This window comes from Corynebacterium dentalis, assembly GCF_900232865.1.
Classification (GTDB): Bacteria; Actinomycetota; Actinomycetes; order Mycobacteriales; family Mycobacteriaceae; genus Corynebacterium; species Corynebacterium dentalis.
Genome location: NZ_OCTS01000007.1, coordinates 1 through 23,163, shown reverse-complemented (window position 1 = coordinate 23,163; position 23,163 = coordinate 1). Strand labels below are relative to the sequence as shown.

Here is a 23,163-nt window from a genome sequence, read left to right as displayed (position 1 = left end):
TCAGTGTCCTTCGTTGCTGTTATTTGAGGTACGTAGGGCCTCGCTGGCCGCATAGAATCCGATGGCCGCCGCCGTAGCTACGTTCAGCGAGTCCGTGCCCGGCTGCATCGGGATTTTGGCGCGCACGTCCGCCGCCCGCATGGCATGTTCGGTGAGGCCGGGTCCTTCCGCCCCCACCATGATGGCCACCTTGTTGCGATGGGTGTGTGTACCGTCTTCTTTCCCGACGCCACGCACGATACTCGCCAAGTCATTGTCCGTGTTCGGAGTGAGAGCCACCACGGTGTATCCCCGCTCTTGCAGCTCAGTGAGGTCTCGCTGCCAGGTGGTGGGCGTCCCGGGAAAGCGCGCAAAGGGAACGCCGAGCACATGCCCCATGCTGACCCGCACACTGCGCCGATACAGCGGGTCCGCAGTGCCAGCGCCAAACAGCACCGCACGCACGCCTAGGCCTGCGGCATTGCGGAAGATGGATCCGATATTCTCGTGATCCCCCACGCCTTCGAGCACACAGATCACGTGGGGATCAGCAGAGCTATTGTCGTGGTCGGCATCAATTTGATCCAAGACTTCAGTGACGCTAGATTCTTCTACCCGATCCGCCGCAGCCACGAGCCCGCGGTGCATATCGAAGCCGGCGACCTCGCGAAGAGTCTCCCGGCTGACGGCGTACAAGGGAACCCCGGAAAGGTTTTCTGCCAGATCAGGATGGAAATGCGCGGAATCGGGCGAGGTGGCATCGAGAAGAATCCGCAACTTTTCCGGAAAACCGACCACGCACCGCACCGGGTAACGCGAGGTCAGCAGGCGGGGCACAACCAGCGTGCCCTCCGCGATCACGAAGCCCTTGCCGCCGGGCAGGTCAGGGCGTGAATCGGAGGAGTTGAGGTGACGGACATCATCGAGGCGCGGATCGGCGGGGTCATCGATGGACATCGGCTGTGCCACACCAGCAGATAACTGGGTGGCAACCGAAGCAGTGCTGGATGGTTCGTCGGTCATGAATAGCAGGTTACTGCAGCGCGTCCATCACCGGATCGACGGCGAAGTAGATCACGAACAGCGCGGCCACCACGTACAGCAGCGGGTGGATCTTCTTGCCGTTGCCCGCCACCAAGCCCATCAGCACGTAGGCCACAAAGCCCACGCCAATGCCGTTGGCGATGGAGTAGGTAAACGGCATGATCACGATGGTCAAAAACGCGGGCAGGGCCACGTGGAAGGAGGAGAAGTCGATCTCGGTGATCTGCGCCATCATCATTGCACCCACGATGACCAGCACAGGAGCGGCGGCCTCAATAGGCACCACCTCATAGAGAGGCGTGAGGAACATGGCCAGCAGGAACAGCACGCCGGTGACCACGTTGGCCAAGCCGGTGCGAGCGCCATCGGCGATGCCTGCAGCAGAATCCACGTACACAGTGTTCGAGGACGCGGAGGACGCACCACCCACTACAGCACCTATGCCTTCCACGACCAGCGCCTTCTTCAAGCCGGGGAGGCGATCCTGCTCATCCATCAACTTCGCCTGCTTGCCCAGCGCCGTCATGGTGCCCATCGCATCGAAAAAGTTCGCCAGAACCAGGGTGAACAGCAGCAAGGTCGCGGCCAGCACGCCGACGCGACTGAACGCGCCCAGCAGATCCACCGCACCCAGCAAGGACAAGTCCGGCATTCCACCCAGGCTGTCCGGGATAGATGGAACAGCGAGATTCCATCCGGCGGGGTTGGGCTCGCCGTCCTTAAAGGAAGGGCCCGCGCCGGTAATCGCTTCCACGATCATGGCGATGATAGTTGTCAACACGATGCCGATGAACAGGCCGCCGCGGACGTTTCGGACAACCATCGTGCCGCAAATGATCAGGCCGATCACGAATACGAACGTCGGCCAAGAAGCCAACGAGCCGTTGATGCCCAGGCCGACCGGCACGGTGGTTTGTGCTGCATCCGGGATTCGACGGACAAAGCCTGCGTCCACCAGGCCAATCATCGCGATGAACAAACCAATGCCCACGCCGATGGCGGCCTTCAGTGACGAAGGAATGGAGTTAAATACGGCCTCGCGGAAGCCGGTCAGCGCCAAAGCCACGATGACCAGGCCATTGATCACCACCAAGCCCATGGCCTCCGGCCAGGTCAGCCCCTCGGTGGCTACGAAGGTCACAGCCACCAGCGTGTTGATGCCCAAGCCCGTGGCAATACCGAATGGGTACTTGGCGATCACGCCGAACAAAATGGTCATCACACCCGCGGCGAAGGCAGTGGCCGCCGCTACGCGAGAGCCACCCAGCACGTCACCATTGACATCCGCGCCGGTGCCCAGGATCAGAGGGTTGAGCACTACGATGTATGCCATCGCGAAGAAGGTAACCACGCCAGCGCGGATTTCCGTGGCGAAGGTGGAGCCGCGCTCGGAGATGTGGAAATAACGGTCGAAAGCGCCGAACTTAGTGGGACTGGCGGACGATGAGTCGGGCTTAGTCGTTGGAGTGGGCTTAGTCGTTGGAGTGGGCTCAGTCGCGGAGGCGGGCGTGGTCGTAGAATCTGGCTCAGCCAAGGTGTTAAGACCTTACTTTGTATGGGAACGGCGAAACGTCACAGATGGAACAGATAGAGATTCCCATTAAACAATGAGTTTTTACAACCGTGTGCCACCCCGACGGGGGTTAGCCTCGCCGAACAGGACACTAAGTTCTAGCTGAACCGCTGGATGCCTTCGTCGTCGAATGCGCCGTAGGCTCGCGTGCTCGCGATCTCCGTATCGTCCTTTGTCTCTGCGTGCCCACCGCAACCGTAGGTGGCGTGCACTACTCGTCCGTCGGCGGAAAATTCATTGCTGCACACGCCGAAGTTCGATTCCTCGTTGCCGAACGGCAGGTAGAACGCGCAGGTGCGACACATCATCGGTGCCAGCTCCGCAAATTCGCTGTTAGGGCCAAAAGCCCCCGTGCGCCAACGTTGTAGGGCTTCATTCAAACCCCGTTGCGACAAAGTTTGTGGAGCCGATGGGTTGCGTGGGAACCCATCGTTGTTGCCCAGGTCTTTCCACGACGTCAGGCGCTCGTCATCCACGCGCGGCGGCAAAGTATCGCCAGGGCCCAGATCCCCCGGACGTACGCGATCCTCGTAGGGAATCCACTCCGGTGCCCGAGTGGCTTTCTTTCCCGCCTGCAGGCCCACTTCGTTGACGGTGATGGCTCCGGAACCTGGCACGCTGGCCAGCGCTGCGATCCACTCCCATCCCTTATATCCGGGTGCTTGGCTGAGGAAGCGATGAATTACCAGCTCGCCCACCTTTGACGCGCCGATGTGCTCCCCCAGGCTTGCTGGGTCGTCAGCAATTTCCCCCAGCGCTTCCAAGGCAATGTCCACCGCTTGCTGGCTAAAGAGGATGGGGTCTGCCTTAGTTTTTCTGGATTGCTGTCTACTCACGCACCCTATTATGCCTATCGATAAGGCACTATTGGTCACATGTTGTCTGTGACGTCCTCTGGCCTTGCTCGAACAATCGCGACTCTTGCCCTCGCATCGGTGGTCACCGTGGGTGCAAGCGGCTGCGGAGACGCCTCGCCCGGGGGTTCCAGCGATCAACCCTCCTCTGGCGCGTCGGAGCCTGCCGTACCGGTTTCTACTCCGGAGATCGTGGCCGAACACCCGTGGGATGCCAGCTCGTTTACGCAAGGCGTGGAAATGGCCCCGGACGGAACGCTGGTGGTGGGTACGGGAATGTACGGAGAGTCGCGGATCTATCGCACCACACTGGATAATCAGCAGAGTGATTCCCAGAAGCTGGATAGCGAGTACTTCGGCGAAGGCATCACAATTCATGGCGATGATGTCTGGCAATTGACGTGGAAAAAGGGCACGGCTTTTCGTCGAGACCTAGAAACCCTCGAGGAAAAGGGCACGGTGAACTACGAGGGCGAAGGGTGGGGCATATGCTCCACCGACGAGCAACTCGTCATGTCCAACGGTTCCGGAACCCTGACGTTCCGCGATCCAGAAACTTTCGCGCCCACGGGAACTGTCGATGTCACCCTCGGCGGCGAGGCCACCTCGCAGCTCAATGAGCTGGAGTGCGCTGACGACGGTTCAGTGTTTGCCAATGTGTGGCAGACAGACCTGATCTACAAGATTGACCCATCTTCCGGCGAAGTCACCGAAATGATAGACACCGTAGACGCTTTTCCCGCCGCCGATCGCCCCGGTGCGGACGTGCTCAACGGCATTGCAAAAATCCCAGGTACGGACCACTATCTGCTGACCGGCAAGTATTGGGACACCGCGTACGAAGTTCGCTTCTGAACGTCCGTGTCCTAGCATGAAGGGCGTGACTGAAGACTCCGCGAGCACCAACAACGAAAAGCCGAACCCGGATGCGGCAGCGCCGAAGAAGCTCTCGAAGAAGCAGAAACGACGGAAGGCACAGCGCCGGCAATTGCTGACCGTGCTGGCCTTGGTTGCGATGGTCGCTGTGGTGGTTGCCGCAGTGGTCGGCTACAACCGGTGGAAGGACGGGCACGTGGAGACGCTGCCTTCCGAGCAACGGATCACCGCTGTGGTCAACGGGCAGGAAACCGAGATCGCGCCGTATAGCGCGTGCGAGATCGACGACGCAGACTGCCAGCAGCAAGAGGGTCAGCCATTCGAACTGGATTTGCAGGGCGCGAAGGAGTTCACGCTGAAGCTGCCCAAGGACGTCTACGACCATGACTGGGCGATGCTGCAAATCTTCGACGATCCGGGTGCGAATACGGAGAAGTACTTCGCTGCTGACGAGGCGCAGGAAGTAACCGTCAAGCTAGAATCTGAACGAACTGCTGAAGACAACACCACCCCGCAGGTGGCTGTGGTGGAGATTCACTCCATGCTCATTGGCCTAGATAGCAATGGGGACCAGACCCCATACAATGCGGTCTGGTCCATCACGCCGAAGCCTTGAGCCGTCTAGCTATCTAGTTCCCGAGCGATCGTGCGTAGGATCTCTGCGATCTGTCGTGCTTCCTTCGGCTCTGGTCTGCGACCGGCCTCCAGGACAGGCAACACCCGAGAGTCCAACACGGTAATGGTGTCTTGAACCATTCCGCGCAGCTCAGCTGGCTTGTACTTGTGCTTGGCTCGGCGCGGACCTTCATCCAAGACGGTGACGCGCAGAGCCTGCGGACCGCGACGTCCAGCGGCGAAATCGTATTCCAGGCGCTGGCCAGGAACCAGTTCTGAAACTCCCTCGGGCAGAACTTGGGATCCCACATAGACGTCCTCATCCCCTGGGTTGGATACAAATCCAAATCCTCGGGTGGAGTCGTACCACTTCACTTTGCCGGTAGGCATCAGTTCACCTTCAACTTCCGTCGTATTTTGTACGTCTACATGGGCTACTTGGCGCGGCATTCCGTGGTGGGTACCGCTGTAGTTGTGGTCAAAAACTTTCCATGCGGGCGATAAGTGAATCGTTAGATTACCCAAGCACGGCGCAAGTCCCAAATGTCCCACCCGCCTCATTGCCCTGACTGCAAAATGTGATTTTACTCACATCACAAAAGCATAACGTTTTGGTTACTTTTAGATAAACGGCAGGCCAGCGGGGATTTCCTCATATGCGTACCCCACGGCGCTATGGCCACAAATTGGCATAAACGTGACTCAATCGTAATAAACCGCTATCGTAGCCAAGACAAAGCCGTTCGGCCGTCAGATTGAGGACGAACACCAACACCCCACCACAGCCAGTGGTGGCGGTTTCAGAAATCAGAGAGAAACACCAACGATCGAGGATCTACATCTCGCGACAATCGCGAAGAAATCCTCGGAAGGAATACTCACAGACCATGGGACGCCACCAGAAGCGCAACTCTTTCTCCACTTCTTCCCGCCTCGCAGTTGCAGGCGTGGCATTGGCCGGAGCCTCCGCCATCCTCGCACCAGCAGCACAGGCTGCACCAGACTCCGACTGGGACCGCCTCGCACAGTGCGAGTCCGGCGGCAACTGGGCCATCAACACCGGCAACGGTTACTACGGTGGCCTGCAGTTCTCCGCGTCCACCTGGAACGCCTTCGGCGGCCAGCAGTACGCACCAACCGCTAACCAGGCTTCCCGCGAGCAGCAGATCGCTGTTGCCGAGAAGGTTCTCGCCGCACAGGGCTGGGGCGCATGGCCTTCTTGCTCCCAGCAGCTGGGTCTGAACTCCGCTCCAACCCCACGCAACGTTGGCGCTACTCCTGCTCCTGCACCTCAGCAGGCAGTGAGCCAGCTGGCACAGCAGAAGGACGAGCTGGCCATCGACACGGTGTACAACCAGATCGTGGATCGCATTGAAGCAGAGGGCTACGAAGTTCCTCAGCAGGTCACCGACTACTACAAGGCTCACCGCGCCGAGCTGAACGCTCAGTACAAGGGCGTCGACGCTCAGGTTCAGCAGGCTGCTGAGCAGGCCGACAAGTACTCCGAACAGATCAACGCTGTTCTGCCTCGCTAATGTCAGTCTGATCTAGGCAACCACCTGGTTGCCTAGATGCAGCTGGATCAATAAAAGATCCGCCGTTCCAGAATCACCTTCTGGAACGGCGGATCTTTTGCTTATGAAGGCGGGGTCCGGCGCAAGGCGTATGAAAATCCTCACTCGGACATATGCCGAATCGGCGAATCACCACACACTGTGGGATTGATAGCCGAAGAGCTACTTGTTGATCACCGTGTAAGGGTGCACGTAGTTCAAAGTGGAAGGATCCACAGGAAATTCCACGTCACCATAAGGGCTCAGGGCGCCCGCGGTGTCAGCCACCAGCTCCGTGACGGCGTGCTTACCTTCAGGGATATCAGTCGGCCAGCCTGCATCGACGTAGCCCTTTTTTGAAACGTTAGACATGCTTTACATCTTTGCATAAGACGGCTCAAAACCACATACTTTGCCGGCTTTTGGATCCCCCTGTAACCCCTCATCAGCCCCCATCGGTCCCGCGTCATAGCCAACCCGCCTGTGCCCCGCGCCCTCTGCTGGGGTTTTATCCCATAGCAGGAAATGCACGCTGCAAGATCTGTCCACGAAGAACGCTAAAATAGAACGGTTATGAATACCTCCGCAAGTACGGAACCAGCCCTCACCTACCCGGTGTGGCTTTCCCAACATTCCGATGAAGAGATCGCCGCTTTGCTGTGGCGCCTTCACGCGGAGGGTTCGTCGGCTCTGGCAGAGCAGTTCCGCGGCACGACGATTCCCGAACCTGCACTCCACCAGCTCACCGCCTTGGAGCTCGCCACCGTGCACGCGGCCTGTGAAATTGGCGCAGCTTCTCATCCAGTGAGTTCCACAGATCTCGAAGACACTCTCACTGAACTGTTCGACATCGCAGGCACCCCTGCGGACAAACGTCCCAGCCGTGAAGAGCAACAGTCCGCGGTTGCCAGCTTGGCGCGATGGGGCCTGGTGTTTTCCCCTCATCTGCGTCTTAATTCTGAATCCCAGGGCGACTCTGAACTGCGCATCCCCGCACACCTTCCTCCCCTATTCGAGCCAGCCACCGAGGAACTGTGGCGCTTGGCTGATTGCCATCGCTGCCCCATCCCCACTGCGGAACTCCCCGAGGTAGTCAATAGTCTTCCCCCTCGTCAACGTCGCTTGCTCGGAACGCTTTCGCGCGCAGGAGGTGTCGGGAATTCCGCCTCTCTGCGGCCCTATGCGGATCCTGCCGCTCCACTGCCCACCATGGTGCGCCTGGGAGTACTGGATCAGCTGGACGAATCCACCGCGCGCCTATCGGGGCGGGTTGCCATGCATCTCAAGGGCGGATTCATTTCCGAACCTGGAGGCGATTTCCCCTGGATTCCGGCAGAAGATGCGCTCGCCCCACACCCCGATTTCCAGGCCTCAGCTCGTCCGGATGCCGCAGCCGCTTCCACCGCGGTACAGACGATCCAAGAGCTCACTGCACTCATCACGGACCTTAGCGCCCATCCCATTCAACCCCTGACCAGTGGAGGCATTGGTACTCGCGAGATCGGCAAGATCGCCCGTCGCCTCAACACCTCTCCGGAGACCGTGACGCACCAGCTCACCCTCCTGTACCTGTGCAACTTCCTCGCCCGGGAGTTTCCCGAGCCCACCCCGGCAGAAGACAACGGCGGTACTTACTGGGCTCTCACCGAGCACGCCTTGGATTTCGCAGAAGCCCCACTTGCCACCCAGTGGGCCATGCTTCTGTTGGGCTGGGCCGGCGCTAACTACCAGTCCTGGCTCACTCGAGATTCTGAGCAACGCCCCTTCGAGCCGCACCTGCATGCCACGTATGCCGCAGAGCTCCGTCGTTTCTTCCCTGCGGTTTTCACGGCCCCTAACCCGGAGACATATCTCTGGGCACTCCGCCCGGCTTTGGCCACGCACGCCACTCGCGTCGCGTGGAAGGAACTTGTAGAGGAGGCTCATCACCTGGGTCTCGCCGCACCTACCTCGTCCCTCCCTCCGAAGCAGGAGCACACAGGCTCTCCAGAGGTCACCGCCACATCGGCCACCCGTGCGTTGGGCACCGTCATCAGTCAGTGGCACCGCGCCCTTGCCTCGGGCGAGGCTATGCCGTTTCGCCACGTGGTCGCACAACTCGCCACCCAACTGGAGTCCGTTCTCCCCGACCCCGTAGACATGCTGATCATCCAAGGCGACCACACCATCATGGCGCCCGGGTTGCTCACCGCGGAAGACCACCGCGCTCTGTCTCGCATCGCAGACGCGGAATCCACCGGCATGGCCAGCGTGTGGCGCGTCAGCAAAAGCTCATTCCTCCGCGCCCTCTCGATCGGCGAAACCCCCGCCAGCATCTCCGATTTCCTCGGTCGCATGGCCCCCGGCGGGATCGAGTCCGTTCCGCAGTCCTTGCGTTATCTTATCGACGACGCCACCCGCGCCCTTTCAGATTCCAGCCAAGCCCCGGAGATCTCTGGAGCCACTGAGCGAAGCGGTCGCGGTTCCACTCCTCACCGAGTCCCCACCCCGCGCCGGCACGAGCTCGACCCTTCAGTGGACCCGCGCGCAGACTTCGCGAGGGAACTCGCGGAAGCGGTAGAAGGTTTTCGTCGTGCACTGTCTACCGCAGAAAACGACGACCCAGACACCGGCTCCCACAACTCTGATACCCGCACTGTCCGTGCCACCCGCGAAATCATGACCGAGCTGCGGCAGGCATACTCCGCGGGAACGAAGGTGCGCCTTCACTACGTGGATTACGCAGGAGCCCGGGCTAAAGAATGGATCTCGGTGATCATGATGAGCCCCTCTGTGATCTCCGCGGTCATGGAGGACACCGGAGAAAGCTTCACTGTGCAGCCACATCGCGTGGCCGCCGTGGAAGTGCCAGTGTGAGTAAACTTGGTAGATTGCGTGAAAATTTCGGCGCGCTGGCGTCGGAAAAGAAGAAGACACACACCTAAAAACAGAGGAAGAAGGGACCACGCGTGAGCATTGGAACCGGACCACTCATCGTGCAATCGGACAAAACGGTGCTGCTGGAAATCGACCACGAGCAGGCCACCGAGGCCCGCAACGCGCTGGCACCGTTTGCCGAGCTGGAGCGGGCACCGGAGCACATCCACACCTACCGCATCACTCCGCTGGCGCTGTGGAACGCACGCGCGGCGGGACACGACGCGGAGCAGGTCATGGACGTGCTGGAGCGCTACAGTCGCTTCCCCGTGCCACAGCCACTGCTTATCGATATCGCCGAGACGATGGACCGCTATGGGCGGCTCAAACTGCAGAAACACCCGGCTCACGGGCTGATTCTGGAGACCACGGACCGCGCGGTGCTGACCGAAATTCAGCGCCACAAGAAGATCAAGCCGATGCTGGGAAGCAACCTAGACGAGGACACCGTGGTGGTGCACCCGTCGGAGCGCGGCCGCCTCAAGCAGGAGCTGCTCAAGGTGGGTTGGCCCGCCGAGGATCTCGCAGGATACGTGGACGGCGAGGCGCACCACATAGAGCTCAGCCAGGAGCTGGAGCAGTGGGAGCTGCGCGATTACCAAGAGATGGCCGCAGATAGCTTCTGGGAAGGTGGCTCTGGCGTGGTGGTTCTTCCCTGCGGCGCAGGCAAGACGATGGTGGGTGCGGCCAGCATGGCCAAGGCCAAGGCCACCACGTTGATCTTGGTGACCAACACCGTGGCCGGCAGGCAGTGGAAGGACGAGTTGATCCGCCGTACCTCTCTGACAGAGGACGAAATCGGCGAGTACTCCGGCGAGCGCAAGGAAATTCGCCCCGTCACGATCGCGACGTACCAAGTGGTCACGCGCAAGACGAAGGGCGAGTTCCGGGCGCTGGAGCTCTTCGATTCCCGTGACTGGGGCCTGATCATCTACGACGAAGTCCACCTGCTGCCCGCACCCGTTTTCCGCATGACCAGCGACTTGCAGTCCCGGCGCAGGCTCGGCCTGACCGCCACCCTGGTGCGCGAGGACGGCCGCGAAGGAGACGTGTTCAGCCTCATCGGGCCGAAGCGCTTCGATGCACCGTGGAAGGACATCGAGGCCCAGGGCTGGATCGCCCCCGCGGATTGCACCGAGGTGCGCGTGCAGCTCACAGACGCAGAACGGATGGTGTACGCCACCGCCGAGCAGACGGACAAGTACCGCCTGGCCGCCACCACACCCACCAAGAACAAGGTGGTGCGCAAGATCATGGCGATGCATCCGGATGAGCCCACGCTGATCATCGGCGCATACTTGGATCAGTTGCAGGAGATCGCCGAGGAACTGGACATTCCCGTCATCGATGGCAAGACCGGCAACGCCACGCGCGAGAAGCTCTACCAGCAGTTCCGCGACGGTGAGGTGCCGGTGCTGGCTGTGTCCAAGGTGGCGAATTTCTCGGTGGATTTGCCCGGCGCGTCCGTTGCCATCCAGATTTCCGGCACGTTTGGTTCCCGCCAAGAGGAGGCGCAGCGTTTGGGCCGCATCCTTCGCCCGAAGCCTAACGGCGGCGGAGCGTTCTTCTACTCGATCGTTGCCCGGGACACCTTGGATGCTGATTATGCGGCGCATCGCCAGCGGTTCTTGGCGGAGCAGGGGTACGGCTACCGAATCGTCGATTCCTTCGACCTGCCGGATGCGCCCGAGGAAGCTGCGCCTTCCGAGTCTCCTGAGCCCGTCCAGCCCTCCGATTCCAACAATGCTAAGGAATTACCATGAGTTCTTTCATGACCCCCTTCCACTTTGACGTCGATGAGGACTACGCGCGCAAGCACAACGAGTTCTTCCGCGACGCCAAGCGCCTCCAGATCTCGGCGGCCATCCTCGCTGCCTTGATGATCCTGGCTGTGGTTGCGCTGTTTGTGTTCCTCGGCCCCACCGTCACCTCGTTCGCGCTGGGCATCACCTTCGGCTTTTTTGCGCTGATGTGCCTGATCATCATCCCGATCCTGCCGCGCAAGATGGGCGCCCCGCAGCACTACTACAACATGTACGATCTGGCTCCCGCGGTGGTGGCCAAGGTCAACGCGCGGGATATGGTCCTTCTTTCTTTGGTCGACGCCACGGCGAACCCTGATAATCCTTCTCGCCCAGCCTTGGCTGCGCGCCCTGTTACTTCTATCCCGGGTGTTCCTCGCGAGGTCGGCGCAAAGGTTCCGTCGATGGCTGTCACCGGTGTGCAGACGATGCATTCCAAGGGGCTTTTCGAAGAGATTTCACCCATGCCTGTGGCGTGGGGTACCGATGATCCGGCCGTATGGGAGGCAGCGGAGAAGGCGATTCCCGCTGATCAGTGGGCTGCCTTGGAAGGTTTTGTGGACTTGGTCGATGAAGTGTGTGAGACCAAGCGCAATTTGTTGCTGCTGGATCCGGAGAAGCACGGCACTCGGGGCTAGGCAGGTTATGTGCCGTACATGACCCTGCCACCAAAAACGTGACGGAGTACACATATTCTGTAGTCAACGGCTACCATGGCTCTAGATTGTTGAACAATTCCACATGGGGACCATTCCCACACAAGGAGTGAAGCAATGGCTCAGAACAACTCACCGTTGCGCATTGATCTCAATGCCGATTTGGGAGAAACCACCGCGGGAAATCCCGTCAGCGACGATGCAGCGATGGCCAAGATCGTCTCCAGCGCCAATGTGGCCTGCGGCTTTCATGCAGGAGACCCACACGCGATCTCCCAGACCATCGCCGCAGCTCAAGCAAACCAAGTGACAGTCGGAGCCCACGTGGGCTATAACGACATCGCTGGTTTTGGGCGTCGATTCATCGACTACGCACCGGCCGAACTCGCCGATGAAACCCTCTACCAAATCGGCGCTCTCGAAGCTCTGTGCAAGTCCCACGGCACATCCGTGCGCTACGTCAAGCCCCACGGCGCGCTGTATAACACCATCGTCCACCACGAGCAGCAGGCCCGCGCGGTCATTGACGGCATCAAAGCTTTCGGTGATCTCCCCGTCATGCTCCTGCCCGGCGCGTATGCGGCCGAGTACGCCACATCCCAGGGATTGCGGGTGATCCAGGAAGTCTTCGCGGATCGCGCGTACAACCCAGATGGCACGCTGGTTTCCCGCCGGGAAGAAGGCGCAGTCATCCACGACCCATCCGTGGTTGCCGAGCGGGTGTTGCGCATGGCCACCAGTGGCGAAATCGAGGCCATCGACGGTTCCGTTCTGACTCTCGAAGCAGAGTCTGTCTGCGTACACGGCGATTCCCCCGGCGCTGTCACGATGGCTGAGCAAATCAAGAACACGCTGGAGAGCAACGGCGTGCAGGTCGGAAGTTTCCTATGAGCCACTCCCCCTCCGCAGCACACACTGCAACCCCGCAACTGCGCCCCGTTGGCACCAAAGGTTGGCTGATCGTACTCCCAGATCTCTCGTCCGTGATGACCTGGCACGCGCAGCTGACCAGCTCTCCCCTGCGTGGTCAGGTGGAAGCCATCGCTGCTGCCACCACCGTGCTGGTGCTGTTCGCCACCCGCGCAGACGCCCAGCGTGCCCGCACCGAGCTACAGAGCTTCACCCCAGCGCAGCGCAGCGCATCCTCCTCGCGAGACATCACCATCGACGTGATCTACGACGGCGAAGATCTGGCGGGCGTAGCTGAGCACCTAGGTATCTCCACCGAAGAGCTCATCGAACGGCACACCCAACAGCAATGGACCGCAGCCTTCGGCGGCTTTGCCCCTGGGTTTACCTACTGTGTTCCCATGCTCGGCGAAGACTCGTCCTCGAGCACTAACGACGGTGGGTCATTCGAGTGGAATATCCCGCGGCTAGAAACCCCGCGTACTGCCGTGCCCAACGGCGCGGTAGGCCTCGCCGGAGACTTCTCAGCGGTTTATCCACGCACCTCCCCCGGCGGCTGGCAACTCATCGGGCGAACGGAAACGCCCATGTGGGATACCCACGCCGATCCCCCAGCTCTGCTCCAACCAGGTGACGCCGTGACCTATCGCTCAGTCCGCGATCAAGCCACCGTGACCTCTACTCACACACCGGCGGAAACCAAGCGCCCATCGCACTCGCGCACCCCGTCTCGCCCCGCATTCACCGTGGATAACCCCGGCCTGCAGTCACTGTTCCAAGACTCGGGTCGCCAAGGCTTTGGAGACATGGGCGTCAACCGTTCGGGAGCGGCCGACCGTTCCAGTGCATGGGTGGCAAACGACGTCCTCGGAAACCCCTCCGCAGCAGCAGTGATAGAGAACATCGGGGGCATCACCCTGACCGCAACCACGGATACCGTGGTGTGTGTCACGGGTGCCCTGGCCACCGTTACCGTAGGCGCCGCAGAACACGTTCTAGCCTCACCCGTACTCGTACGCGCCGGAGCCACTCTCACGGTTCAACCCACCTCCGAACCTGGCAGCGGGCTGCGCCACTACATCGCCGCACGCGGGGGCTTCATCGCCGAGCAGGTGCTGGAATCCTCTTCCACCGATGTCCTGTCCGGCCTCGGACCCCGCCCCCTGGAGCACGGCTGTGCCCTCAGCATCGGCCGACGCACCGCCACCGCTTCCGTCGGTGCCACCGGAAGCAACCCATTGCGCGCCACCAGCGAACTGCGCTGCATCCCCGGCCCGCGCGATGACTGGTTCTCTCGCCAGGAATTCGAACGCTTCTGCTCCACGGACTGGATCGTGACTGGACAGTCCAACCGCGTCGGGCTCCGCTTGGCGCTACCAGATGAGGACGAGTCTGGCGTCGACAACACAAACACCCCACTGAAACGCAGCCACGAAGGCGAGTTGGCCTCCGAAGGCATGGTCGCCGGTTGTGTCCAAGTTCCACCATCCGGCCTGCCCGTAGTCTTCCTCGCCGACCACCCCGTCACCGGCGGCTACCCCGTTATCGCCACGGTGCTAGAGGAAGACCTCGACATCGCCGCGCAACTCGCCCCCGGCGAGAAAGTTCGCTTCACCGCCCTGAGCCCCGAGACCCCGGAGAACTAAAGGAGTACCCACTTATGACCACCACCGCATTCCCCCTGAAAAAGGTGCTGATTGCCAACCGCGGCGAGATCGCAGTGCGCATCGCCCGCTCCGCCCGCGACCTCGGCATCACTTCCGTGGCCGTGTACTCCGAGGCGGACGTAGACAACCTGCACCCGCAGATGGCCGATGAAGCCTACGCGCTGCAGGGCAACTCCTCAGCCGATACCTACATGAACATCCCCGCCCTGGTGGACATCGCTCTGCGCTCCGGAGCCGACTGCGTGCACCCCGGCTACGGCTTCCTGTCCGAAAACGCCGATTTCGCACAAGCCGTCACCGATGCGGGACTAACCTGGGTCGGCCCTACTCCGGAAGCCATCGAGGCACTGGGCAACAAGGTCACCGCCCGCACCCTGGCCTCCAAGGCAGGCGCGCCCATGACCCCCGGCACCCCGGATCCCATCGCCTCCTGGGAAGAGGCGCGAGACTTCGCCGACGAGCACGGCATGCCCATCGCCATCAAGGCAGCCTTCGGCGGCGGTGGACGTGGTCTCAAGGTTGTTTATGATTACGACGACATCGAAGACGCCTTCGCTTCCGCCGGACGTGAAGCAGTGGCGGCATTCGGACGTGGCGAGTGCTTCGTGGAGAAGTTCCTCACCAAGCCCCGGCACGTGGAAACTCAGGTTCTCGCTGATACCCACGGCAACGTGCGCGTGGTCGGTTCCCGCGACTGCTCCGTGCAGCGCCGCTTCCAGAAGCTGGTGGAAGAAGCTCCCGCGCCGTTTTTGACCGACGAGCAGCGCACCAGCATCATCGAAGGCTCACGCGCGATCATCGCCGAAGCGAAGTACACCGGCGCCGGCACCGTGGAGTTCATCGTGGCTGAAGACGGCACGGTGAGCTTCTTGGAGGTCAACACGCGTGTGCAGGTGGAGCACCCAGTCACCGAAGCGGTCACGGGCGTGGACATCATCGCCGAGCAGTTCCGGATTGCGGCTGGTTTGGAGATCAGCTTCGACGAAGACCCAGAATCCCGTGGACACGCTTTTGAGTTCCGCCTCAATGCTGAGGACGCGGCCAATGGATTCGTGCCTTCCCCCGGCACCGTGGTGCGCTTCGAAGCGCCGACCGGCCCCGGCATTCGCGTGGATTCTGGCGTTCGTTCGGGCTCCACGATTCCTGGCTTCTACGATTCTTTGATGGCCAAGCTGATCGTGTCCGGCCCTACCCGCGAGATCGCTTTGAAGCGTGCTCGGGCGGCACTGCGCGAGATCACCATCGAAGGTGTGCGCACCGTGCTTCCTTTCCACAAGGACATCGTGACGCACCCGGCCTTCTCCGGAGATCACTTGGACGTGTACACGGACTGGGTGGACAAGGAGTACCAGCCAGGCATCGGTGCTGGCTACACCGGATCTTCCCCATCGGACATGGAGGCCGCATATGACGAGCGGACCACTATGACGGTCGAGATCGACGGACGCCTCCACCGGCTATCCATTCCTTCGGCCGTGATTGCGGGCGCTGCTAGTGCTGCTCAGCCTTCTGGTGCTGCGGGTTCCACCGGTTCCTCTGCTGGCGCCGGCGCGTCCAACGGCTCGGAGTCAGGCGCCGCAGCGGAGTCCCAGGATGGAGATGCAGCAGGTGCTGTCGCGTCTGGTTCGGGATCAACTTCCGTGCCGTGCCCCTACACCGGCGTGCTGGTGAATTGGCGAGTAGAAGACGGCGATACCGTTGAAGCTGGTCAGCCCATCGCCACCATCGAAGCCATGAAGATGGAATCCACCGTGGAGGCTCCTGCTTCTGGTGTGGTGAACCTGTCTTCGATCAGCGTGGGAGACAGCATCTCGCAAGGTGAATCGCTGGCGGTAATCTCCGCATAATAAACTGGAGGTTATGAATCCATCCGATTTATCTACCTCCAGTTCTGGAAGTAGCGCGGGAGAATCCTCCCGCGAATCTCTGGCCAGCCAGTCGCATAATGCCGCTGTGGAGTTGACGCAGGGGATCTCCTCCGGACAGTTCCGCCCAGGCGAGAAGCTCAACGAAGTGGACATCGCCGCTCAGCTGGGGGTATCCCGCAATACACTGCGGGAGGGCTTTGCCACGCTGGCCGCCCAAGGGCTCGTGGAGCGCATCCCACATCGCGGAGTATTTATCACTCAGCCCACGCTGACACAGATGCTGGACCTCTACACGGCGCGCATCATCCTGGAACCGGGCTCATTGCTGTGGGGTTCCCGCGTAGGGCTGGACGGCCTAGACGGAATCGTCCGCCAGGCGGAAGCTGCCCGCGATGAACAGGGCGGTAACAGTAGCGAAGTCGATATTCAGCTAATTTCCGACGCGAATCACGATTTCCACCGCACCATCGTGGCCAGTGCCTGTTCTCAACATCTAGAGACGGCAATGAGCCGGATTCTGGCGCAAATGAGGTTGGCATTTATGCACGCCACAGAAATAGATCCGGCTTTCCATGTTCACTTCATCACGGAAAATCGGATTGTCGCTGACTTGGTCGCAGAGGAAAAATACGAAGAGGCGGCTCAGAAACTTTCGGAATCTCTGAGCCGCACGCGGGATTACCTACCCCAATTCTTTACTGGCTAGCCCCACAAGGTGCCCAGCTTGGACAAAGATGACCATGCCAAGTACAAGGTCAGCAGCCAGGTAGCTACGCCGATCAGCAGCAGCCACGCTGGATACTTGTAGTTCTGCAGCAGATCCCTGCGGCGCCATGCGACCCAGAGCACCACGGCAAAGCCGATGGGCAGGATAAGCCCGTTGAACGCTCCGGCGAAAACCAGCAGCTTCTGTGGAGCCTGGTTTAGCCACAGGTAGATTCCAGCACACACGGCAATAAATGCGACGGTCATTAAGGATCGGGTTCGCAGGGAAGTCTTCTGCGTGGTGATGAAGCTGATGGAGGTGTATGAAGCACCCACCACTGAAGTCAGGCCAGCTGCCCACAGGACCACGCCGAAGAAGCGCAGGCCAATCTCACCAGCAGCGTGGTGGAACGCGTCCGCCGCCATGTTGTTTCCGGCGAGTGTGACACCCGAGGCAACCACACCGAGGATGGCGAGGAAGAGCAAGACGCGCATGATGCCGGTGACAATGATGCCCAGCACAGATACTTGAGTGATGGACTTGACGTTGTCCACACCGGTCAGTCCGGAATCAATGAGGCGGTGGGCGCCGGCGAAGGTGATGTATCCACCGACGGTGCCGCCGATCAGCGTGGTGATGATCAGGAAGTCGACCTGTTCTGGTGCCACCGTGTTCTTCAATGCCTCGCCCACGGGAGGGGCAGAGACCACTGCGACATAAATCATCAGCAAGATCATGATGGCACCCAGCGCCACCACGATGCGGTCCAGAGCAACACCGGCCTTCTTCGATACGAAGATAAAGATGGCGATCAGCGCGGAAATCGCACCACCGATGCGCGGATCCAGTCCAAACATGGCATTCATACCTAGGCCGGTACCGCCGATGTTGCCGATATTGAACACAGCGCCGCCAACGAACACGAATGCCGCCATGACCCAACCAAGGCCGGGCAGAACAGTATTTCCCAGCTCTTGGGCACGCAGGCCACTCACGCCAAGCACGCGCCAGACGTTGAGCTGGATTGCGATGTCTACGAGGATCGAGATGAGAATCGCGAAAGCGAATGCCGCTCCGATTTCCACTGTGAACACGGTGGTCTGGGTGATGAAGCCCGGACCGATCGCGCTGGTGGCCATAAGGAACATGGCACCAAGCGAGGCCAGAAATCCGGTGGCTCGGGTGACGGTCTGGGGGTTTGAATCTGCTGCGTGGGTCGCAGTATCTGCTGCTGCGGAAGCATGCCCTCGAAGTGCATCATCCTTGGGGGTGTGAGACATGAAGAGCCTTCCCTTGTTTAGTGATGGAAATCACCCTAAGGGATTGTTCAACAATATGTAAAGAAATGGACAGATTTTCCAGAGAGAAAACCTACCCCCACATGTCCCCTGCTAGGCCTGCTGCGCCAACCACTGTGCAGCCTCGTCCACCCTCCCGCGCCACACTGAAGGGGCCGCAATGATGTGTTCGGACGGGTAATCGCTGTACTTGTACTCTGCACCGCGGCCGTCCATCCACGCAGTGACCTCGTCCGCCGGCGTTCCGCGGGTATCTAACGCTGCAAGACTCACGTAATTGCGTGAGGATTCCACAGCTGCTGCAAAGCCTGCGGGAATCCGTGGGGTCATGATCAGGTGGAAATCCGCTTCACCAGCAACGTCCCGCGCAGCCACAAAGCCTGTGCCGAAAGTGATCAGTCCCACCTGGCTAGAACCGGATCCCCGCTGCTGCTTCACCCAGTTCTTCACGTCATTGAAAGTCTGCGCGACTGCTGCCTGCGTTGGCTCCCACGACCCAGCTCCAGGCAATGGATACACTACGTCGATGACTGTCACGCCGGAGCGTTCCGCGAGGGCTGCGAACAGCGGGAGCCAGAATTGGTCGTGGCTCTGCCCGTCTCCGAACCAACCGGGTCCGCCGTGCAGGGAAACGGCATAGGCGCCGTTCGGCTCTGAGGGGCGCAGGATCGTGGCCCGGACTCCCTCAGGAAGCTCGGCACCACCAAAGGGCGTAGCCGCAGGGCCGGTGCGCAGGTAGCTCACGTGCGGCATGGAGTGATCGAGGCCCGTTCCCAAGACCAGCAATCCACTGTGGGCCAGCAGATCTGGAGTCTTTGCCCACATGCGCTCAGTGGCTTCCTTGAGCTCCGCGGGGACTTCTTTGCCTTGTGACGTGAATTCCCGGCCTTCATCGGTAGTCAGCGAGCGAAAGATGTCGGGATAGTTGTCCTCGAAGAAGTTGCTGAGCTGCTCTACCTGCTGCTCGGGTGTCAGCAGCGCCACGCCTTCCTGAACATCCCTGCCGCTGCCGGGCAGGTTGACGATGTCCGAGTTCGGGGTCTGCTGTGCTGGTTCTGACTGGTTCCCTGGCGTTTCGCTCATGGATCCATTGTAGATCCCGCCAACATTCAGAAAACCAGTCCGCTGCGAACTAGTCCGCGATCGCGTCCAGCGGCGGCGTAGTGGCAGCCTTGTGAGCTGGCCACAGTGCGGCCACCACGCCCACCACTGCCGAGCCGATCACCATCAGAGCCAACTGGTCCCCAGGAACCACCGCTCCGGTCAGTCCTTGGTCTTGCATTGCCTGGATAAATGCCCATCCCAGGAACACTCCGATGACGATGCCCATCAGCGCGCCGTACAGTGAGATCTGCACTGCTTCCAGGGTGATCATCGTGCGGATCTGCATGCGCTTGGTTCCCACTGCGCGCAGCATGCCCACTTCTTGTTTCCTCTCCACCACGTTCAGGGCCAGAGTGTTAATGATGCCCAGGATTGCCACCACCACTGCCAGTGCCAAGAGACCGTAGAGGATGTTCAACATCTGATCCACCATGACTGCCTGCGAACCGGCGTATTCCGTCTTGGTTTGCACGCTCGCAATGACAAACTTGTCCACTGCGCTTTCCAACTCTTGACGTAACTGATCCTCATCCACTCCAGGCTTACCGCTGACAGCGATCAGCTGGATGGTTGTGGCAGCTGCTCCGTTGGACGCGAACTGTGGCACGTCCTTCTTAACCTGGGTCAACGCGGAATCACTCAGGACTATATTTCCCAGCAGCTTGTTGTCCTCGTAGGTGCCCCGCAGTTTCACATGCGCCAGACCCGCGGTGCTGGTGGGGCCAATGCCCACCGGCACGTCCTGGCCGACGGTCCACCCCTTCTTCTTGGCCATACTTTCGCTGGCCAGGAATCCTGGCTCGGCGAACGTCACGTCTCCGTCAACCCGCTCGATGTCCGTCACTGCCGTGGGGTCGCCGTCCATTACGAAACTAATTGGTTGGCCCGGTGCGGCAGATTCTCCGTCCACTGTGAAGCCGCTGACTCCAAATGTGACGGCATCTTGCACGTCATTGACGTCCTCAATTGCTTGGACAGCACCTCGCGGGACGGGGAACTGTCCCGGTCCGGCACTGGCAGGTCCTGCCACGATGTACTGCGCTTGGATACTGGAGTCCGTGAGTTCGGTGACGGAGTTTTTCATCGTCGCGCCGAACATGCCGATCGCCGCCACCAGCGCCACGCCCAGAGTTAGGGCGAACGCAGTAGTTGCGGTACGGCGTGGGTTCCTCTTGGAATTGGTCGACGCCAACTTCCCCACTGCCCCGAACGGCAGGCCAATAGTCCGGCCCACCAGCGGAACCACGGGGATAGCGAGGGCTGGAGAGACCATGAAGGTTCCGAGAATCATCAGCACGGCACCCAGGCCAATGATCCCGGCACGCGGCCCCGTGGAGGCGTCGGAAAGAATCCAGCCACCTGCCACTACCGCGACGATTCCAGCAAGCAGCACCACCGATCCCAACACTGTTCGCAATTTCAGCGAGCTGCTAGAGGAAACGTCGCCCATGCGCATGGCTTCGACGGGACGAACCTGGCCCGCGCGACGAGCCGGAGCCCATGCGCTGAGCACCGTCACCAACACTCCTAGGATCAGCGGCACGATGACTCCCATCGCCGTCAGAGCCAATCCAGATTCCGGAATGCCCATGCCCATCGAGTCCAGGGCGATGTAGATCAGCTTCACTAGACCGTAGCCCACTGCCACTCCCAGCAGGGATCCGATGAGCCCGATCACTGCCGCTTCGAGGACCACGGAGGCCGTCAATTGTCGTTGCGAGGTGCCCAGTGCTCGCAGCAATGCGAACTCACGCATTCGTTGCGCCACGATCATGCTGAACGTGTTGGCGATGATGAACGTGCCTACCAACAGTGCAATCAGGCCGAACGCTAGCAGGAAGTAGTTCACGAAGCTCAGCGCTGTGTTGATTTGTTCGGTCTGCTCGTTGACCATCTGGTCGCCCGTTTTAAATACGACGCCAGGATATGCGCCCTTCAGGTAGTCCACGAACTGCTGCTGGGATTCGTCCTGTGCGGATTCCAGCATCAATTCATCCACGACACCGCCTGAGCGAAACTCGTCAAGGAATGCAGGTTCTTCCATGAGGGCACCAAAGTAGCCCCCCACTTCGAAATCCTCGCTATAGATGCCCACCACGGTGACCTGGTGTGGCTTGGTGGGATCAATGAGGGAAAGCGAATCACCTACCGCGATGTTGTTCTTGTCCGCCGCGGTCTGATTGACGATGACCTCGCCCGGACCGTGCGGGGCGTGGCCCTCAACCATTTCCATTCCTTGGCTTACCTGCTGGTCATCGGAATAGTAAGGCCCCACCACGGAAGGCGCACCACCTGTTTTGATGGTGTTGTTGTCCTTATCGCCTACGACCACCTGCACATTGCTGGAGATATTGACGTTGGATACGTGTGGGTCACCTACCAGTCGTTGCCGGAACTCTTGGTCGAGACTCTGCCCTCCCCCCTTCTGTGAGAAAGCCACTGCATCCACATTCTTGTAGGTTGAGTCAACAATGCTATCGAAGGCCCTGGACAGCGAGTTGGTGAACATGAAGCTGCCAGCGATAAAGGCAGTACCCAGCACTACAGACAGAATCGTCAGAAAGAACCGCAACTTATGGGAGCAAAGATTGCGCATGGAAACGCGCGTCATGGCGCTGCTTGAGGAATCCATCAGTACTCCTCGATGCTGGTCATGGTCTGCAGGATCTGGTCCGTGGTTGGGCGCTCAAGCTCACGCACGATGTGGCCATCGGCGAGAAACACCACGCGGTCTGCATACGAGGCGGCGCGGGGATCGTGGGTCACGATGACCACCGTTTGATTATCCTTATCGACGGCAGTGCGGAGAATATCCAGCACCTCACTCGAGCTGTTGGAATCGAGGTTGCCGGTGGGCTCGTCACCGAAAATGATGTCTGGGCGGCTTACGAGCGCGCGGGCGCACGCCACACGCTGCTGTTGTCCGCCGGACAACTCTGAGGGACGGTGACCTAAACGCTTAGACAAACCAAGGCGTTGGGTGACTTCTGCAAACCAAGACTCATCGACCTTGCGCCCTGCGATATCGAGAGGAAGAGTGATGTTTTCTTTCGCAGTGAGGGTAGGCACCAAGTTGAAGGACTGAAAGATAAATCCGAGGCGCTCGCGACGCAATTGGGTCAGCTGCTTGTCCTTGAGGTGGGTGAGGTTCACATCTCCCACGAACGTATCGCCCGATGAGGCCGAATCTAAACCAGCCATGCAATGCATGAGGGTAGACTTGCCGGAGCCGGAAGGCCCCATGATTGCGGTGAATTGCTGGGTGGCGAATTCCACACTCACATCGTTGAGGGCGTGGACTGTTGTATCGCCAGATCCGTACTTCTTGGATAGTGATACTGCGCGGGCTGCTGCGGTACTCATAATTCTCCTGACCTCATGCGGGTAACTGATCAACAGTATCAAGCATAAGAAGTGCCGAGACATGAATACATCAGGGTTCCACCCTCATCTTGCTTCCTCGGGGTGGCGCTGATGCCGTCACTGTGCCCCGAACCTTCATCACCCGGTAGTCACATACTTTCCGGGTACACAAAAAAGAAGAGCTCTGGCAACGACCACGAAACGTAGTGTTTCGTATCGCTACCAGAGCTCTTCACACATCAATCTATTCAAAAAATTTTTGATGCCGGCGGTGACCTACTCTCCCACACCCTCCCAGGTGCAGTACCATCGGCGCAGACAGGCTTAGCTTCCGGGTTCGGAAAGGGACCGGGCGTGACCCCGTCGCAAAAACCACCGAC

At 60.2% G+C, this 23,163-nt stretch carries 19 protein-coding genes and 1 rRNA gene; 10 read left to right on the top strand and 10 right to left on the bottom strand.

All coding sequences use genetic code 11. The annotated features are described in order from the left end of the window. From CS919_RS08620 to CS919_RS08610, 3 genes are all read right to left on the bottom strand, one after another. Positions 1 to 936, bottom strand: a complete 936-nt coding sequence (locus tag CS919_RS08620; protein ID WP_099299243.1) for a TrmH family RNA methyltransferase — start codon at positions 934 to 936, stop codon at positions 1 to 3. 76 nt (positions 937 to 1,012) lie between these two features. Next, positions 1,013 to 2,419, bottom strand: coding sequence for an NCS2 family permease (locus CS919_RS08615; protein ID WP_234990893.1), 1,407 nt, complete (start codon positions 2,417 to 2,419; stop codon positions 1,013 to 1,015). Between the two features lie 275 nt (positions 2,420 to 2,694). After that, on the bottom strand, positions 2,695 to 3,432 hold the full coding sequence (locus tag CS919_RS08610; protein WP_200818370.1) for a DUF3027 domain-containing protein: 738 nt from the start codon (positions 3,430 to 3,432) through the stop codon (positions 2,695 to 2,697). Positions 3,433 to 3,471: 39 nt separating this feature from the next. Between CS919_RS08610 and CS919_RS08605 the strand changes: the two genes are divergently transcribed. After that, positions 3,472 to 4,305, top strand: a complete 834-nt coding sequence (locus tag CS919_RS08605) for a glutaminyl-peptide cyclotransferase (RefSeq protein ID WP_099299088.1) — start codon at positions 3,472 to 3,474, stop codon at positions 4,303 to 4,305. Positions 4,306 to 4,330: 25 nt separating this feature from the next. Beyond that, entirely contained in the window at positions 4,331 to 4,942 is a 612-nt protein-coding gene (locus tag CS919_RS08600) for a DUF2771 domain-containing protein (RefSeq protein WP_234990881.1), read from the top strand. 5 nt (positions 4,943 to 4,947) lie between these two features. On the opposite strand, the gene CS919_RS08595 is transcribed toward CS919_RS08600, so the two are convergent. Next, the gene (locus CS919_RS08595; RefSeq protein WP_099299086.1) at positions 4,948 to 5,331 is read right to left on the bottom strand and encodes a cold-shock protein; all 384 of its coding nucleotides are present in this window, start codon (positions 5,329 to 5,331) and stop codon (positions 4,948 to 4,950) included. 497 nt (positions 5,332 to 5,828) lie between these two features. On the opposite strand from CS919_RS08595, the gene CS919_RS08590 reads away from it, so the two are divergent. Beyond that, positions 5,829 to 6,476: a resuscitation-promoting factor Rpf1 domain-containing protein gene (locus tag CS919_RS08590; protein WP_099299085.1), complete on the top strand. Its 648-nt coding sequence runs from the start codon at positions 5,829 to 5,831 to the stop codon at positions 6,474 to 6,476. Positions 6,477 to 6,677: 201 nt separating this feature from the next. Here CS919_RS08590 and CS919_RS08585 read toward each other — a convergent pair whose 3' ends face one another. Continuing rightward, on the bottom strand, positions 6,678 to 6,866 hold the full coding sequence (locus CS919_RS08585; protein ID WP_099299084.1) for a hypothetical protein: 189 nt from the start codon (positions 6,864 to 6,866) through the stop codon (positions 6,678 to 6,680). 201 nt (positions 6,867 to 7,067) lie between these two features. Here CS919_RS08585 and CS919_RS08580 point away from each other — a divergent pair, with 201 nt between their 5' ends. The 7 genes from CS919_RS08580 to CS919_RS08550 all read left to right on the top strand — a co-directional run bounded on the left by CS919_RS08580 (position 7,068) and on the right by CS919_RS08550 (position 17,018). After that, positions 7,068 to 9,350: a helicase-associated domain-containing protein gene (locus CS919_RS08580; RefSeq protein ID WP_200818369.1), complete on the top strand. Its 2,283-nt coding sequence runs from the start codon at positions 7,068 to 7,070 to the stop codon at positions 9,348 to 9,350. Positions 9,351 to 9,442: 92 nt separating this feature from the next. Next, on the top strand, positions 9,443 to 11,173 hold the full coding sequence (locus CS919_RS08575) for a DNA repair helicase XPB (RefSeq protein ID WP_234990880.1): 1,731 nt from the start codon (positions 9,443 to 9,445) through the stop codon (positions 11,171 to 11,173). After that, the gene (locus CS919_RS08570) at positions 11,170 to 11,850 is read left to right on the top strand and encodes a DUF3239 domain-containing protein (RefSeq protein ID WP_306345848.1); all 681 of its coding nucleotides are present in this window, start codon (positions 11,170 to 11,172) and stop codon (positions 11,848 to 11,850) included. Before CS919_RS08575 ends, CS919_RS08570 begins: the two co-directional genes overlap by 4 nt. Before the next feature lie 135 nt (positions 11,851 to 11,985). Next, positions 11,986 to 12,759 carry a LamB/YcsF family protein gene (locus tag CS919_RS08565; protein ID WP_099299083.1) on the top strand — a complete coding sequence of 258 codons (774 nt, stop codon included), beginning with the start codon at positions 11,986 to 11,988 and terminating at the stop codon, positions 12,757 to 12,759. Then, positions 12,756 to 14,423, top strand: a complete 1,668-nt coding sequence (locus CS919_RS08560; RefSeq protein ID WP_099299082.1) for a 5-oxoprolinase subunit B/C family protein — start codon at positions 12,756 to 12,758, stop codon at positions 14,421 to 14,423. Before CS919_RS08565 ends, CS919_RS08560 begins: the two co-directional genes overlap by 4 nt. 14 nt (positions 14,424 to 14,437) lie before the next feature. Continuing rightward, positions 14,438 to 16,291, top strand: a complete 1,854-nt coding sequence (locus CS919_RS08555; RefSeq protein WP_099299081.1) for an acetyl/propionyl/methylcrotonyl-CoA carboxylase subunit alpha — start codon at positions 14,438 to 14,440, stop codon at positions 16,289 to 16,291. 13 nt (positions 16,292 to 16,304) lie between these two features. Then, positions 16,305 to 17,018, top strand: a complete 714-nt coding sequence (locus CS919_RS08550) for a GntR family transcriptional regulator (protein ID WP_099299080.1) — start codon at positions 16,305 to 16,307, stop codon at positions 17,016 to 17,018. Here CS919_RS08550 and CS919_RS08545 read toward each other — a convergent pair. The 5 genes from CS919_RS08545 to rrf form a co-directional block, all read right to left on the bottom strand. Beyond that, positions 17,015 to 18,298, bottom strand: a complete 1,284-nt coding sequence (locus CS919_RS08545) for an NRAMP family divalent metal transporter (RefSeq protein ID WP_099299079.1) — start codon at positions 18,296 to 18,298, stop codon at positions 17,015 to 17,017. The genes CS919_RS08550 and CS919_RS08545 overlap by 4 nt on opposite strands. A gap of 111 nt (positions 18,299 to 18,409) precedes the next feature. Further along, positions 18,410 to 19,399 carry a hypothetical protein gene (locus tag CS919_RS08540; protein ID WP_099299078.1) on the bottom strand — a complete coding sequence of 330 codons (990 nt, stop codon included), beginning with the start codon at positions 19,397 to 19,399 and terminating at the stop codon, positions 18,410 to 18,412. A gap of 49 nt (positions 19,400 to 19,448) precedes the next feature. Continuing rightward, on the bottom strand, positions 19,449 to 22,052 hold the full coding sequence (locus CS919_RS08535) for an ABC transporter permease (RefSeq protein WP_099299077.1): 2,604 nt from the start codon (positions 22,050 to 22,052) through the stop codon (positions 19,449 to 19,451). Further along, on the bottom strand, positions 22,052 to 22,783 hold the full coding sequence (locus tag CS919_RS08530) for an ABC transporter ATP-binding protein (protein ID WP_099299076.1): 732 nt from the start codon (positions 22,781 to 22,783) through the stop codon (positions 22,052 to 22,054). Before CS919_RS08530 ends, CS919_RS08535 begins: the two co-directional genes overlap by 1 nt. Positions 22,784 to 23,046: 263 nt before the next feature. Further along, a 5S ribosomal RNA gene (gene rrf, locus CS919_RS08525) occupies positions 23,047 to 23,163 on the bottom strand.